This window comes from Pluralibacter gergoviae ATCC 33028 = NBRC 105706, from assembly GCF_001598855.1.
GTDB classification, from domain to species: Bacteria; Pseudomonadota; Gammaproteobacteria; order Enterobacterales; family Enterobacteriaceae; genus Pluralibacter; species Pluralibacter gergoviae.
In genome coordinates, this window is sequence record NZ_BCZS01000001.1 from 376,342 (window position 1) to 391,096 (window position 14,755).

A 14,755-nucleotide genomic window follows, 5' to 3' on the forward strand; every position below is an offset into this window, starting at 1 on the left:
TTAGACGAAAATGCTAAAGGTTGGTGGTCTTTGTTAACTATATATGAAATAAGCTAATAATTAAAATGTAAAACTCTATACTTAATTTTTATTGCCTGATATTTTTAATTTTTTACTTGCGATAAAAAATTAATTAGATTTTTGTTAAGGAGTCGAGTTGAAGAAAATAATACTTTCCAATTCGCTTTGGATGATGAGTGAGAAATTAATTTCAATATTTGGCCTTGTTTTTGTCACTTCATTTGTAGCGAAGTACGTTGGTCCTGGTGTATTTGGTACAATTGCGTTAGCCATGTCTACATTTCAGCTTGTGCAATTGGTTTCACTTATGGGAACAGATATTCTCATTTTTAAGAGAATAAGCAGAAATAAGAAATCTGGCGTTAATCTAATTAATATAACATTCCCAATTAGATGCTTTGTTTATGTTTTTTTATCAATTCCGATTTTGGTTTATTTCTCATTTGATTCTGACTGGTTAGTGATTTTTTTCTTGATTGCAGCATTTGCTGCATGTTTTATACAGTCGCTCGATGTGTATTCTATTTTCTATGACGCTACACTTAACTCTAAAGTAAATACTTTTGTTAACGCATTTGGCTTGGTTATTTCTCTGGTTCTGAGATGGTTGATTGCTGCACTTGAACTTGATCCTGTTTTACTATGTATTCCAATTGTGTTGACGCCTCTAGTTCCCTTTATGATTCGCTATCTTTATTTTATAAAGAAGAATACACAATCGACTATACCAAGGAGACATCGTAAAAAATATTATAAGTATATAATTGGTGCTGGCTCTTCATTTGTTATTGCGTCAATTTCAGTAGCAATATATACTCGCCTTTCATTGCTGATGTTAGGTGCCTATGATGGCGCAACTGCTGCAGGTATTTATTCTGTAGCTGCGACATTAGCAACTTCTTGGATTTTTATTCATAACTCATTAATAACGTCCTCTCTTCCATCTATTTTTTCAGAAAACAATGATGCATTAGCTTTGATAAAAACAGCTAAGTTGAATGTCGTTATTCTCGTAACATCGATACCAATTATTTTGGGATTCTTTATCTTAGGTAAGTGGTTTATTGGTTTTTTTTACGGTGTAGAATATTTAGCATCATATGATGCTCTTTTAATTCTTAACTTTGCTGCAGTATTAGCTTCACTTGGTACCATTTCAGCAAGATTTATTGCGAAATATTCTGGTTATACTTTTCTTTCAATTAAAATGTGTTTAGTTGCAGTTTTTAGCCTCGGAATTAATTTGATTCTTATCAAGGAGTATCATATAGTAGGCGCTTCCATAGCTAGTGTTCTAACGCAGTTTGTTTCTCTGACAGTATTCAATTACCCTTTTAAAAATGGGATTGTGTTTAAACTCCATTGTAGGACATTTTATTTTAGATAATAATTTTATATTTTATTATTAATGCTCGCGAATACTTATAATTTTATTTATTGATGATAGTAATGGGGGGCTTAGTGACATAAAATATTGAACTAATTTTATTGTTAGATGTTTCATTGTTATTGATTTTTTAAATAGCACTATCTTGATAAAAAGGTAAGTATACATGAATATTTTGGTAACTGGTGGCGCCGGCTTCATCGGCTCAGCTGTTGTTCGTAATATTATTGATAAAACCGCCAACACGGTGCGTGTGGTAGACTGCTTGACCTACGCAGGCAATCTCGAATCCCTGTCCTCTGTTTCATCCAACGAACGGTACTCATTCTCTCGTACCAACATTACCAATGCTGTTGCGGTTGCAGAACAACTCCGTGATTTTCAGCCGGACATCGTTATGCACTTGGCGGCCGAAAGCCATGTTGATCGCTCTATCGACGGGCCTACCGCTTTTATCCAGACTAACCTTATTGGTACATTTACCCTGCTGGAAGCATCCCGTCAGTACTACATGACCCTAGATGCGGATCGTAAAAAGACATTCCGCTTCCATCATATCTCTACCGATGAGGTTTACGGAGATCTTCATGGTACAGATGACCTCTTTACTGAAGAAACCCCCTATGCACCCAGTAGCCCGTACTCTGCATCTAAAGCTGGCAGTGACCACCTTGTCCGTGCCTGGAACCGTACCTATGGTCTCCCGGTAGTTGTAACCAACTGTTCAAACAACTACGGCCCTTATCACTTCCCGGAGAAACTAATCCCGCTGACGATTCTAAACGCATTGTCAGGTAAGCCCCTGCCTGTGTACGGAAACGGTGAGCAGGTTCGCGACTGGTTGTATGTAGAAGATCACGCCAGGGCGCTCTACAAAGTGGCCACTGAGGGTAAGAATGGCGAGACCTACAATATTGGCGGTCATAATGAGCGGAAAAATATTGACGTGGTTAAAACTATTTGCGCCATTCTCGATAAGGTGGTTGATAACAAACCAAACGGGATTACGCAGTTTGCCGATCTCATTACCTTCGTGACAGACAGACCGGGGCACGATCTGCGCTACGCGATTGACGCTACAAAAATTCAGCGCGAGCTGGGCTGGGTACCGGAGGAGACGTTTGAAAGCGGTATCGAAAAAACGGTACACTGGTATCTCAATAACCAGACCTGGTGGCAGCGTGTTCTCGATGGTTCTTATGCCGGTGAGCGTCTGGGTCTGAATAAGTAATACAAGGAATAATGAATATGAAAGGTATTGTTCTCGCTGGTGGCTCAGGCACGCGTCTTTATCCCATCACCCTGGGCGTCTCCAAGCAGCTGCTACCTATTTATGACAAACCGATGATTTACTATCCGGTCTCTGTGCTGATGTTAGCTGGTATTAAAGATATTTTAATTATCACGACCCCGGAAGATATGCCTGCCTTTCAGCGCCTGATGGGAGATGGTTCGCAATTTGGAGTCAACTTCTCTTATGCCATCCAGCCTTCGCCAGATGGCCTGGCACAGGCGTTCATTATTGGAGAGAAGTTTATTGGTAATGATTCCTGTGCATTAGTACTGGGCGACAATATTTACTTTGGTCAAAGTTTTGGTAAAAAACTTGATGCTGCTGCAGCTAAGCAAACGGGCGCAACGGTATTTGGCTATCAGGTACTCGATCCTCAGCGCTTTGGCGTTGTTGATTTCGATGAAAACTTTAAAGCGCTATCCATTGAAGAGAAACCGCTGAAGCCGAAGTCCGACTGGGCCGTCACCGGTCTCTATTTCTATGATAAAGACGTTGTCTCGATGGCGAAGGAAGTCCGTCCTTCTGAACGAGGAGAACTCGAAATCACCACGCTTAACCAGATGTATCTCGAGCGTGGCGATCTTCATGTCGAACTTCTGGGGCGCGGTTTTGCCTGGCTTGATACCGGCACTCACGATAGCCTGATTGAGGCTTCGCAGTTTATTCACACCATCGAAAAGCGTCAGGGGATGAAGATCGCCTGCCTGGAAGAGATAGCTTACCGCAATAAGTGGCTGTCTGCGGAAGGTGTTGCTACTCAGGCTGAACGCTTGAGGAAAACGGAATATGGCGCGTATCTGAAGCGTTTGCTGAATGAATATTAAGCACGAAGGTTGCATTCAATGAAAATTCTGCTGATTGGAAAGAATGGCCAGGTGGGTTGGGAGTTGCAACGCGCCCTCTCTACCCTTGGCCAGGTTGTTGCTGTTGACTATTTCGATAAAGACCTCTGCGGGGATTTAACCAATCTTGAAGGTATTGCGCAGACAGTCCGCACTGTAAAACCCGATGTTGTAGTCAATGCCGCAGCGCACACGGCAGTGGATAAGGCAGAGAGTGAGCGTGAGTTATCGGAACTGCTTAACGAGCAAGGCGTCGCCGTGCTTGCTGCCGAGTCTGCAAAACTTGACGCTTTAATGGTGCATTACTCGACTGATTATGTTTTTGATGGACTGGGGAGCCACTATCGTCATGAAGATGAGGCTACCGGCCCGCTTAACGTTTATGGCGAAACTAAACGTGCCGGTGAACTGGCGCTGGAGCAACACAATCCTCGGCACCTGATTTTTCGCACCAGTTGGGTTTATGCTACGCGAGGGGCGAACTTTGCCAAAACTATGCTGCGACTCGCTGCTGATAAAACATCTTTGTCGATCATTGACGACCAGTACGGTGCACCGACAGGTGCCGAGCTGCTGGCGGACTGCACGGCAATCGCTATTCGCCAGGAGATGCGCGACCGGGCTGTTGCAGGCACGTATCATCTAGTGGCCAGCGGAGAGACCAGCTGGTGCGACTATGCAAGGTTCGTTTTTGAGGTAGCCCGTAAGCATGGAGCAGAATTGGCTATCAAAGATGTTAAGGGGATCCCCACGACATCTTATCCGACGCCAGCTGCCCGTCCTCTGAACTCACGTCTTTCAAATACTAAGTTTCAGCGTACATTCGCAGTCACTTTGCCAGACTGGCGGCAAGGCGTAGAGCGGGTCGTTACTGAACTTCTGGGAAAATAAGCGAGTACAGGCGTATGAACATCATTAAAACCGATATACCGGATGTCCTAATTTTTGAGCCCCGCGTTTTTGGCGACGCGCGCGGTTTTTTCTTCGAAAGTTTCAGTAATAAATTTTTTAATGAGGCTGTGGGTCGTAGCGTAGAGTTTGTTCAGGATAATCATTCGCAATCACAGAAGGGCGTATTACGGGGCCTGCACTACCAGCTCGATCCGCACGCGCAAGGTAAACTGGTTCGCTGCGTCGAGGGAGAGGTGTTTGATGTCGCGGTTGATATTCGAAGCTCTTCTCCGACATTCGGAAAATGGGTAGGAGCCATTCTGAGCGCTGAAAATAAGCGCCAGCTTTGGATCCCGGAAGGCTTTGCCCACGGTTTTCTGGCTTTAAGTGACACTGTGCAGTTTGTGTATAAAGCGACTAATTACTATGCCCCACAATCTGAGCGCAGCATCCTGTGGAATGATCCTGAGATTGGCATCTCATGGCCTGAGATTAATGAAGGTAAGCTCTCTTTATCTGATAAGGATCTGGCAGCTGTCAATCTGGCTGGTGCCGAAGTTTATAAATAACGTCATCAATAAAGGCCCTGAGCGGGCCTTTATTTTCTGGTGTTATTCCCGACTTTAAATCCTGAAGGCTAAGCTTGTGCTATTTATGGATAAAGTCGGCCGCTTTGCACAATTTTTTAAATGAATAAAGCGCAATCAAATGAAAATAACCATCTCCGGCACAGGCTATGTCGGCCTGTCCAACGGCGTACTGATCGCCCAGCACCACGAAGTGGTCGCTCTCGACATCGTGCAGTCGAAAGTCGATCTCCTGAATCAGAAAAAATCGCCGATTGTCGATAAAGAAATTGAGGAGTATCTGGCCAGCAGGCCGCTTAATTTCCGCGCCACCACGGATAAGCAGGACGCCTACCGCGATGCTGACTTTGTGATCATCGCCACGCCAACGGACTACGATCCGAAAACCAACTACTTCAACACAGCTTCCGTTGAAGCGGTGATCCGCGACGTGACTGAGATTAATCCGTCTGCAGTAATGATTATCAAGTCAACCGTACCCGTCGGCTTTACGCAGAACATGAAGGAGAAGCTGGGCATCACTAACCTGATCTTCTCCCCGGAGTTCCTGCGCGAGGGCAAGGCGCTGTACGACAACCTGCATCCTTCCCGCATCGTGATCGGCGAGCGTTCCGAGCGTGCGGAGCGCTTTGCCGCGCTGCTGAAAGAGGGGGCCATTAAGCAGGATATCCCGACGCTGTTCACCGACTCGACCGAAGCCGAGGCCATCAAGCTGTTCGCCAATACCTACCTTGCGCTGCGCGTGGCCTATTTTAACGAGCTGGACAGCTACGCGGAAAGCCTGGGCCTCAACACCCGGCAGATCATTGAGGGCGTGGGGCTCGATCCGCGTATCGGCAGCCACTACAACAATCCGTCGTTCGGCTACGGCGGCTACTGTCTGCCGAAAGACACCAAGCAGCTGCTGGCCAACTATGACTCGGTGCCGAATAACATTATCGGCGCCATCGTCGACGCCAACCGCACCCGCAAGGACTTCATCGCCGAACGGATCCTCGCCCGCAATCCGAAAGTGGTCGGCATCTATCGCCTGATCATGAAGAGCGGCTCCGACAACTTCCGCGCCTCTTCCATTCAGGGCATCATGAAGCGCATCAAAGCCAAGGGTATTCCGGTCATCATCTATGAGCCGGTGATGAAAGAGGACACCTTCTTTAATTCGCAGGTGATCCGCGACTTCGATGCCTTTAAGCAGCAGGCCGACGTCATCATCTCCAACCGCATGGCTGACGAGCTCTCCGACGTGGCAGACAAAGTCTACACCCGCGATCTGTTCGGCAGCGACTGACCGCTCCCCGGTGGTATTCCGCCGCCCGCGCAGCGCGGTATAAGCCTTGCTTACCTCGCTGCGCTTTTTCCCTCCGGCAAAAGCTTAAAACCCGCGCTAAAATCAATGAAATTAGGCAATCAGTGTGACTTAGATCAGCAAATACTATTCATTTTACCTCTGACTGAGTTAACATCTAAGCCACATTCCAGACCGCATCGAATCGCGGTGAAAACACCTGACAGGAGTATGTAATGTCCAAGCAACAGATCGGCGTCGTTGGTATGGCTGTGATGGGGCGTAACCTGGCGCTCAACATTGAAAGCCGCGGTTATACTGTCTCCATCTTTAACCGTTCGCGCGAAAAAACCGAAGAAGTGGTCGCCGAAAATCCGGGCAAAAAACTGGCCCCATACTACACGGTGCAGGAGTTCGTTGAGTCGCTGGAAACCCCGCGTCGCATCCTGTTAATGGTGAAGGCCGGCGCGGGCACCGATGCCGCGATTGAGTCCCTCAAGCCGTACCTGGAAAAAGGCGACATCATCATTGACGGTGGCAACACCTTCTATCAGGACACCATTCGCCGCAACCGCGAACTGTCTGAAGACGGCTTCAACTTCATCGGCACCGGCGTTTCCGGCGGTGAAGAGGGCGCACTGAAGGGCCCGTCCATTATGCCCGGCGGCCAGAAGCACGCCTACGAGCTGGTGGCCCCGATCCTGACCAAAATTGCTGCCGTCGCCGAAGACGGCGAACCGTGCGTGACCTATATCGGTCCAGACGGCGCTGGCCATTACGTGAAGATGGTGCACAACGGTATCGAGTACGGCGACATGCAGCTGATTGCCGAAGCATACTCCCTGCTGAAGGGCGGCCTGAACCTTTCCAACGAAGAGCTGGCGCAGGTCTTCAGCGAGTGGAACAAGGGCGAGCTGAACAGCTATCTGATCGATATCACCAAGGATATCTTCACCAAGAAAGACGAAGAGGGTAAGTACCTTGTCGACGTCATTCTTGACGAAGCCGCCAACAAAGGCACCGGTAAGTGGACCAGCCAGAGCTCGCTGGATCTCGGCGAACCGCTGTCGCTGATCACCGAATCCGTGTTTGCGCGCTACATCTCTTCCCTGAAATCACAGCGCGTTGCTGCCTCTAAAGTCCTCAGCGGTCCGCAGGCCAAGCCGGCCGGCGACAAGAAAGATTTCATCGAGAAAGTTCGCCGCGCGCTGTATCTCGGCAAAATCGTCTCCTACGCGCAGGGCTTCTCTCAGCTGCGCGCGGCGTCTGACGAAAACAACTGGGATCTGCACTACGGCGAAATCGCCAAAATCTTCCGCGCCGGCTGCATCATCCGCGCCCAGTTCCTGCAGAAGATCACCGATGCCTATGCCGAAAACAAAGATATCGCCAACCTGCTGCTGGCACCGTACTTCAAGAAAATTGCCGACGATTACCAGCAGGCGCTGCGCGACGTGGTTGCCTATGCCGTGCAGAACGGTATCCCGGTTCCGACCTTCTCTGCGGCCGTTGCCTACTACGACAGCTACCGCGCAGAAGTGCTGCCGGCTAACCTGATCCAGGCCCAGCGCGACTACTTCGGGGCGCATACCTACAAGCGTACCGATAAGGAAGGCGTGTTCCATACGGAGTGGCTGGATTAAGCTTGACTGGATAAAAAACAATCAAAAATCCCGGCTTTGCCGGGATTTTTATATTTGTAACTTATTGTTTTTAATTAGATATATGCTTCATGCACAAGCGAGTCTTGAATGACTTAAAATAGTGTTGTTTTTATATGTGACATAACATTTAGAAATGCAAAAGATATATTATCGATTTTCATAAAAAACAGTGTGTTAAATCATACCTACGGAGCGCGGGCTAAAAAATTCTCGTCGGTAATGGCTTGTCTTAGGTGATGTTTAAGACCACAATAGCCGACTGTATTTACCAGTGCCATCTCGTGGCTGATGTTATATGGATGATAACTATACTATTAAAGCATTCTGGTAGCTGTCGAGCCAGGGGCGGTAGCGTGTCCGAAAAGGATTTGATGCATTTCTTATGATTAATTAGCATCAATAGATCGATGGATGAAGCATGATTGGTCAAGTGACATTTGACTGAGCAAGATACTTTTTTGAAGTTTCTTTGGGTTGAATCATCGATAGTAAGTGCATAGTTATTGACGAGAGAAGCATAAACATGCAATCTATGCAGCTCTCATATTAACTACTGATATAATTCCCATTATGGATATTGTGAGCAAAAGGAAGTATATCTTTATAAATCATCATACAGTTTATAAAGTTTAAATAAAGGATGGTCATAAAATTAAGGAACGATACTGACTCTATTATCAGTTTAGTTAAAGTGGATGTGCTCATTTTTAATTACTTTCATTCAATCGCTCGAAAAACTTACTATTATTTCTGAATCCTTTTACTTTACAGTTTTGATATTTTTTACATAGAGTAACAGCTTTGTTTTTTTAATTGTAATTTAGTATAACTAACAACAGTGATATCAACAAATTATGGCAATAAGTAAAACTAAACAATTTGTAGCAGGTATTATTAATCAAGCATCTAATATTATTGTACCATTTATCATAACCTTTATAGCATTGAATCAGTTACCTAAAGAGTTAGGCAGTGTGTGGTTAATATTTTTATCCATGGTTGTTTTAGTTATTCTTTTTGACTTCGGTTTGTCACCAACGATAATACGAAATGTAAGCTATGTTATAGCTGGTGCTCGTAAGTTGGCTAAAAATAATATTGATGAAATCGATTTTAGCGATAGCATATCCTATGGCTTATTGAAAAGGTTGGTTAATGATACACGGGGTTTATATAAGAAATTATCCATTATAGCAAGTATCATAATACTTGTTTTTGGTAGTGTATATTTTTACTATATTTCTCCGGCCAATATTGTGATTGAAACTGTAATGTCATGGATATTGTTTGGTATGGGGCTTCTCTTAAGTTTCTATTATCTTTATTATACGCCAATGCTCAGTGGGTTAGGGGAAATACACCTTGCTAATATTGCAAATACGATTGGCAGAATAACGTGGTTACTACTGGTCATTATAAGTGTACCCTTTAAATTGTCATTATTAAGCATTTCTGGTTTTTTCCTGATTTCTGTGATCGTTATTAGAATATTTAGTTCTTATTTTTTTAATCGGAATGAACACATCAGGGCTATGGCGGATATACCCGAAGATCCTGTATCAACAATACCGTACATTTCAGGTAGTGCAATAAAACTTGGCATTGCGACCTTAGGCGGTTTTTTAATAAATCGCTCAACTGTCATTATTGCCGGAATGGTATTAAGTTTGACATTAGCTGGTCAATTTACTTTTACAATGCAAATTTTTTTGGCTATCATGTCAGTAAGCAATGTTTATCTTGCAATGCAAATACCAAGTCTGTCTCAATTAGTGATAAAGAAGGATACTGAGTTACTTAAAAAAGAAATATCTAAAGTAATTCTTTTTTCAATCTCTCTATACGTTTTGGGTGTACTCACCTTCTTGCTTAGCGCTGACTTTATTGTGAGTCTTACTCGAGTTAAGGTCGGGTTTTTAGAACACAAATATATCATTATAATGAGCCTGATGTTTTTATTAGATCTGAACCACAACGTTTGTGCGTCAATTTTGACTGTAAATAATAAGATCCCCTTTGTTGTTCCTGTTTTAGTATCAGGTTTTTTAATTGTTATTACAGCTCTAATATTAGTAGGGCCACTCCACTTAGGGGTTGCTGGGTTGATTATGGCTCAAGGTATTGTCCAGATATGTTATAATAATTGGAAATGGCCTTTGATGATTTATAAGGATTTCTATACAAAGAGTTGAATATTACTGGAGCGACAATCACAATATTATGATTTAATTATATTATAATGAATTTTGAATCAGGCGGTTGTAATTTTATCGTTTTAAATGCTTTCTATAATAATCAATAGGATTAAAATTGGCTAGAGTAATCATTTTAGCACTAATGTTGATATCAGCTAATCCTTATTACCTTGGTTCTATTGCGTATGCTGCAGTTATTGCATTAGTTTTTTATAATGTCTTTACAACGAAATATTCCCATCAAAGGTTATTGGCTTTACTATTATTCATATCATACTATATTATAAATTTTATTTACGTTTTTTCACAAAAGGCAGAGTTTGATCCTGTTGTATTGAATTTCTTTGTTCAGATGCTTTTTTTATTAACTGTAAACTATTCCAATATTTCATTATTTCGTACCTTATACTTTTCAATGCAGCTACAGGTGGGTCTTTCTGTCCTTCTTGGATTAGTCGGATTCATGACCGGTGGGGGGGCAATGTTTGTTGATGCTGGTTCAGCTAAAGGTTTTAGCGGTTTCTACGCACTTACAGGACTTTTCGCTACACCACAATTATTATCCAGCGTAAGTTTAGCGGTAGTATTGTTCAGTAAAACCTTTACTAAAAAAATAACGCTATTTCCTTTTTTTAATTTTATGTCTGCTTTGTCGTATATCACTATGTTGGTTTCGTTAAATCGCATTAACTTATTAGGTGTTATTGCATTAAAATTTTTGGCATGGTTTAAGGATAGAAAAGACAAACATATTTTAATATTCCTACTTCCTCTATTAATAATGTTATTGTTTTTTATTTTATTAAGTGTAATTGATCTTAGAAGTGTTGATTTGCAAACTATTAATAGCAGATTAGCTCTTTTTTCTGGAGTTTTGTCTACGATAGACCTGAGCTCCATATGGCAATTAATATTTGGTTCATTTTCTAAAATTCATTTTTATCTTAGAGAATATATTGTTGATATTTACTATGTGGAAAATGGATTTCTTTTTTTATTTAAGTATTTTGGCTCGTTAGGCCTTCTGATCTATTTTTCTATAGCTATTTTTTTTGTGGTTTATTTATATAAAAAAAATATGTCAATTTTAGCATTATATACATTTTTTTATCTTTTTATTGTTCAAAATTTCACTAATGAATATGTTTCATTTGTGTTTCCACAGATATTAAGTTTGATAATTTTTAGGTCATTAAATTTCCCTAACAAATATAAATCATACGCTCATGAGGGAGCTTAATTGTTGTGAAAAAAATAGCATTTTTCCATCCTGTTGATGATTACTACGGAGCAAGTAAAATTCTTGCATATATTCTTTTATTTTTATCCAAAGAGTATCAATGTGATGTTTATCTTCCTAAAGTGACTGGTTCATTAAAATCAATGACTGCCGACGCGGGAAATATTAATTTTATAGAGTTTAACGAATTACCTTTAGCTCATAGAGGTATGTATAATCTCTCAGGGCTATTAAAGTGGTTTAAATACGATATACAAACTTTCTTTTTACTTAGAAAAATTAAGAAACAATATGTTTTTATTTATATTAATACAGTTGCATTATTTAGTGTTTCTTTTTTATGCAGAATTCTCAATATAAAAAATATAGTACATTGCCATGAATATCTAAAAGGATCTATTTATGGTAAATTAATTCGTTTGTTAGTTAATTTTTCGGCCAATGATGTGATTAGTGTCTCAAAGCATGTAGCATCATATATTGGAAAAAATAGTTTAATAATACATAATGGTATCCCTGATATTAAAATTACAGAGAATATCCAACCTTACAAAGGTGCGGATGATAAAATTAACTTTGCGATTGTCGGTAGAGTGATGCCTGAAAAAGGACAATGGTTCTTGCTTGATGCGCTTAATTTGCTTGAAAAGGACATCACAGATAAAATTAAAATCCATATCTATGGTGATGCTCCTCCGACAAGGGCATATTTAATGCGAGACTTAAAAGAAAAGATCCTAGATTTACATCTCAGCGATCTCATTGTATTACATGGATTTGACTCAGATGCCTCGTCTAAAATCAAAGATGTTGATTGTTGTTTAATCCCATCACTAATGGCTGACCCATTTCCAACAACAGTTCTTGAAGCAATGAGGGTGGGGAAGGTAATCATTACCACTAGCAATGGTGGCGCGAAAGAGATTATTCTTGATGGTGTTAATGGATTCATTATTGAGCCTAATGATTTAAATGAATTCGCGTCAACTCTTCGTAAGGTTGCAAGCCTTTCAAAACAACAAATGAATTTGATGGGTGAGGCAGCACGTGGTACTTTTCTCGAAAATTATACAGTAGAAAAATTCCAATTACGTTTTAATAATGTTATAAGAAAATATATTTAATCACTCAAGGTAAGCAATGAAAAATGTACATATTATTGGCACGGTTGGAGTACCTGCGTGTTATGGTGGTTTTGAAACATTAGTCGATAATCTAATTGATACTGATGAAGTTTCTTTTACTGTATACTGCTCAGCAAAAATCTATAATTCTGAACAACAGTTAACAAGCTATAAAGGTGCAAAGTTAGTTTACTTACCATTCAATGCAAACGGGATAGCAAGTATTTCGTATGATATACTTTCTATGATTAGTGCTGGAATAAAGAAAGCAGATTGCATCCTTATTTTAGGTGTTTCAGGTTGTTTGTTTCTCCCATTCCTTCGCTTGTTCACGAAAGCATTAATTATCACAAATATTGATGGCCTGGAGTGGCGAAGAGATAAATGGAGTTTACCAATAAAATATTTTTTGAAAATATCGGAGAAAACCGCCGTGCGTCATTCTGATATTGTTGTTTCAGATAATCAAGCTATTGCAGAATATGTTAAGAATGAGTATAGCAGAGATAGTAAAGTAATTGCATATGGAGGGGACCATGCGATCTGTAATGGTGTTGCCCATGATGACAAGGGTTATGGATTAACTGTGTGCAGAATTGAACCAGAAAATAATATTTCGATGATTCTTGAAGCCTTTAGTAAAATAAAAGAAAGCATTATCATTGTTGGCAATTGGGAATATAGTGAATATGGTAGAAAAATAAGGCAATCATACCAAATGTATGAAAATATAAAAATGCTAGATCCAATTTATGACAAAGAAAAATTAGCAGAGATGAGAAGTCAATGTTCATTTTATATACATGGGCATTCGGCTGGAGGAACAAATCCTTCACTCGTTGAGATGATGCATTTTTCTAAACCTATTTTATGTTTCGACTGTAATTACAATAGAGCCACAACTGAAAATAAAGCCATTTACTTTAAAGATGTAAATACACTTGTCGCTGCTATTCAAGAGAAGGAGTTTTATGGCGTTTCTAATGAAGTAAAAGAAATCGCTAATAGAAGATATACTTGGAGTATTATACGAGAGCAATATCTGGAGCTTCTAAGGTGAGAAGTGGCAGATTACTCATAGATATATAAAAACATTGTCCATTAACTTAAATTTAGTAGATGCTCTAAATTTTGCAAAACTTTTATGATGGTTATTGCGAAGGTTTTTAATTGCAGGTGAGATTATATAATGCTGAGTAACGATCGATTCAATGATAGAAACGAAAATTCGAATTCATTCGATTTGACTGATGTGTTTATTGAAGTTTGGCATCATAGAATCACTGTACTCTTAACGGTATTCGTAACATTAGTTCTAGCTACAGGCTATATTTTTGTTGCTAAAGAAAAATGGATTTCTACGGCTATCGTTACTAGTCCAGATGCAGGGCAGATTTCTGGATACACTAATGCATTGAATGTAATGTACGGTAATAATGCTCCAAAAATAAATGATGTTCAAAAAGCTTTCATTGAGCGCTTTGGTGCCGCTTTTTCGGCCTTATCCGAGGCCCTGGATAATCAAGAGGAGCGAGAAGAGCTTACTATAGAACCTGCTTTAAAGGACCAAAACGTTCCTCTTAAACTAACATATACGGGGAGGTCTGCTGAAGCAGCAAAACAAAAGCTAGCCGAATATATACAGCAAGTTGATGATACGGTTTCTAAAGGTCTTGAAGTGGATTTGGACTCATCTATTACTTCTCGTAAATCAGAACTTGAGCAGTCTTTAAGTACACTGAAACAAGTTGCTACCGAACAAAAGGAGTTAAGTCTCGCTCAAATTAGTCAAGCACTGATGGTAGCAGAGCAGTCAAATATCAAAATTCCTCAAGTGCAACAGATGGATCAGGTATCACAAGATACAATGTTTATGTTAGGTAGTGATGCTCTTTCATCCATGCTTAAAAATAAAGCATCGCGACCACTGCATTATCCTGACAGCTATTATCAAACTCGCCAATCACTTCTTGATGTCTCGAATTTAATCAAAGGTGAAAAGCAAGATGAAATTAAGGCAGATAATCTACACTCCTATCGCTACGTAATGAAACCAACATTGCCAGTCCGCCGTGATAGTCCAAAACGGCCACTTATTTTTGTCTTAGCAGTGTTTTTAGGTCTGGTTATTGGAACTGCTATAGTATTAGCACGTAATGCTTTTCGAGCTACTCGTCCATGATTCATTAAAGAACACAAAGCAATATAATATTTGAAAATATTAT

The 14,755-nt window shown here is 41.0% G+C and carries 12 protein-coding genes; all 12 read left to right on the plus strand.

Going from position 1 to position 14,755, the window contains the following annotated elements; translation table 11 throughout:
* The first annotated feature begins 157 nt into the window (after nucleotides 1-157).
* The 12 genes from ENGE1_RS26480 to wzzB all read left to right on the plus strand — a co-directional run bounded on the left by ENGE1_RS26480 (nucleotide 158) and on the right by wzzB (nucleotide 14,712).
* Nucleotides 158-1,408 carry an oligosaccharide flippase family protein gene (locus tag ENGE1_RS26480; RefSeq protein ID WP_053075645.1) on the plus strand — a complete coding sequence of 417 codons (1,251 nt, stop codon included), beginning with the start codon at nucleotides 158-160 and terminating at the stop codon, nucleotides 1,406-1,408.
* Nucleotides 1,409-1,574: 166 nt separating this feature from the next.
* Nucleotides 1,575-2,639 carry a dTDP-glucose 4,6-dehydratase gene (rfbB, locus tag ENGE1_RS01670; RefSeq protein ID WP_048273050.1) on the plus strand — a complete coding sequence of 355 codons (1,065 nt, stop codon included), beginning with the start codon at nucleotides 1,575-1,577 and terminating at the stop codon, nucleotides 2,637-2,639.
* A 17-nt stretch (nucleotides 2,640-2,656) separates the two neighbouring features.
* Nucleotides 2,657-3,526, plus strand: a complete 870-nt coding sequence (gene rfbA, locus ENGE1_RS01675) for a glucose-1-phosphate thymidylyltransferase RfbA (RefSeq protein WP_048255181.1) — start codon at nucleotides 2,657-2,659, stop codon at nucleotides 3,524-3,526.
* Nucleotides 3,527-3,544: 18 nt separating this feature from the next.
* The gene (gene rfbD, locus ENGE1_RS01680) at nucleotides 3,545-4,435 is read left to right on the plus strand and encodes a dTDP-4-dehydrorhamnose reductase (protein WP_048255180.1); all 891 of its coding nucleotides are present in this window, start codon (nucleotides 3,545-3,547) and stop codon (nucleotides 4,433-4,435) included.
* A gap of 14 nt (nucleotides 4,436-4,449) precedes the next feature.
* Nucleotides 4,450-5,004, plus strand: coding sequence for a dTDP-4-dehydrorhamnose 3,5-epimerase (gene rfbC / locus ENGE1_RS01685; RefSeq protein ID WP_048255179.1), 555 nt, complete (start codon nucleotides 4,450-4,452; stop codon nucleotides 5,002-5,004).
* Nucleotides 5,005-5,143: 139 nt separating this feature from the next.
* Entirely contained in the window at nucleotides 5,144-6,310 is a 1,167-nt protein-coding gene (ugd, locus tag ENGE1_RS01690) for a UDP-glucose 6-dehydrogenase (RefSeq protein WP_048273048.1), read from the plus strand.
* A 233-nt stretch (nucleotides 6,311-6,543) separates the two neighbouring features.
* Complete coding sequence (gndA, locus tag ENGE1_RS01695) at nucleotides 6,544-7,950, plus strand: NADP-dependent phosphogluconate dehydrogenase (RefSeq protein ID WP_048255175.1); 1,407 nt, start codon at nucleotides 6,544-6,546, stop codon at nucleotides 7,948-7,950.
* An 875-nt stretch (nucleotides 7,951-8,825) separates the two neighbouring features.
* Entirely contained in the window at nucleotides 8,826-10,163 is a 1,338-nt protein-coding gene (gene wzx / locus ENGE1_RS01700; protein WP_048255174.1) for an O-unit flippase-like protein, read from the plus strand.
* Nucleotides 10,164-10,281: 118 nt separating this feature from the next.
* Entirely contained in the window at nucleotides 10,282-11,406 is a 1,125-nt protein-coding gene (locus ENGE1_RS28300) for a hypothetical protein (protein ID WP_155731547.1), read from the plus strand.
* A gap of 5 nt (nucleotides 11,407-11,411) precedes the next feature.
* Nucleotides 11,412-12,530, plus strand: coding sequence for a glycosyltransferase family 4 protein (locus ENGE1_RS26485; RefSeq protein WP_155409068.1), 1,119 nt, complete (start codon nucleotides 11,412-11,414; stop codon nucleotides 12,528-12,530).
* A gap of 16 nt (nucleotides 12,531-12,546) precedes the next feature.
* On the plus strand, nucleotides 12,547-13,590 hold the full coding sequence (locus ENGE1_RS26490; protein WP_072065317.1) for a DUF1972 domain-containing protein: 1,044 nt from the start codon (nucleotides 12,547-12,549) through the stop codon (nucleotides 13,588-13,590).
* A gap of 126 nt (nucleotides 13,591-13,716) precedes the next feature.
* On the plus strand, nucleotides 13,717-14,712 hold the full coding sequence (gene wzzB / locus ENGE1_RS26495; protein WP_409372172.1) for an LPS O-antigen chain length determinant protein WzzB: 996 nt from the start codon (nucleotides 13,717-13,719) through the stop codon (nucleotides 14,710-14,712).
* Nucleotides 14,713-14,755: the final 43 nt, after the last annotated feature.

What these genes read in the sequence shown, in the direction of transcription:
- rfbB (WP_048273050.1), top strand. Translation starts at nt 1,575, where the DNA reads ATGAATATTTTGGTAACTGGTGGCGCCGGCTTCATCGGCTCAGCTGTT.
- rfbA (WP_048255181.1), top strand. Translation starts at nt 2,657, where the DNA reads ATGAAAGGTATTGTTCTCGCTGGTGGCTCAGGCACGCGTCTTTATCCC.
- rfbD (WP_048255180.1), top strand. Translation starts at nt 3,545, where the DNA reads ATGAAAATTCTGCTGATTGGAAAGAATGGCCAGGTGGGTTGGGAGTTG.
- rfbC (WP_048255179.1), top strand. Translation starts at nt 4,450, where the DNA reads ATGAACATCATTAAAACCGATATACCGGATGTCCTAATTTTTGAGCCC.
- ugd (WP_048273048.1), top strand. Translation starts at nt 5,144, where the DNA reads ATGAAAATAACCATCTCCGGCACAGGCTATGTCGGCCTGTCCAACGGC.
- gndA (WP_048255175.1), top strand. Translation starts at nt 6,544, where the DNA reads ATGTCCAAGCAACAGATCGGCGTCGTTGGTATGGCTGTGATGGGGCGT.
- wzx (WP_048255174.1), top strand. Translation starts at nt 8,826, where the DNA reads ATGGCAATAAGTAAAACTAAACAATTTGTAGCAGGTATTATTAATCAA.
- ENGE1_RS26490 (WP_072065317.1), top strand. Translation starts at nt 12,547, where the DNA reads ATGAAAAATGTACATATTATTGGCACGGTTGGAGTACCTGCGTGTTAT.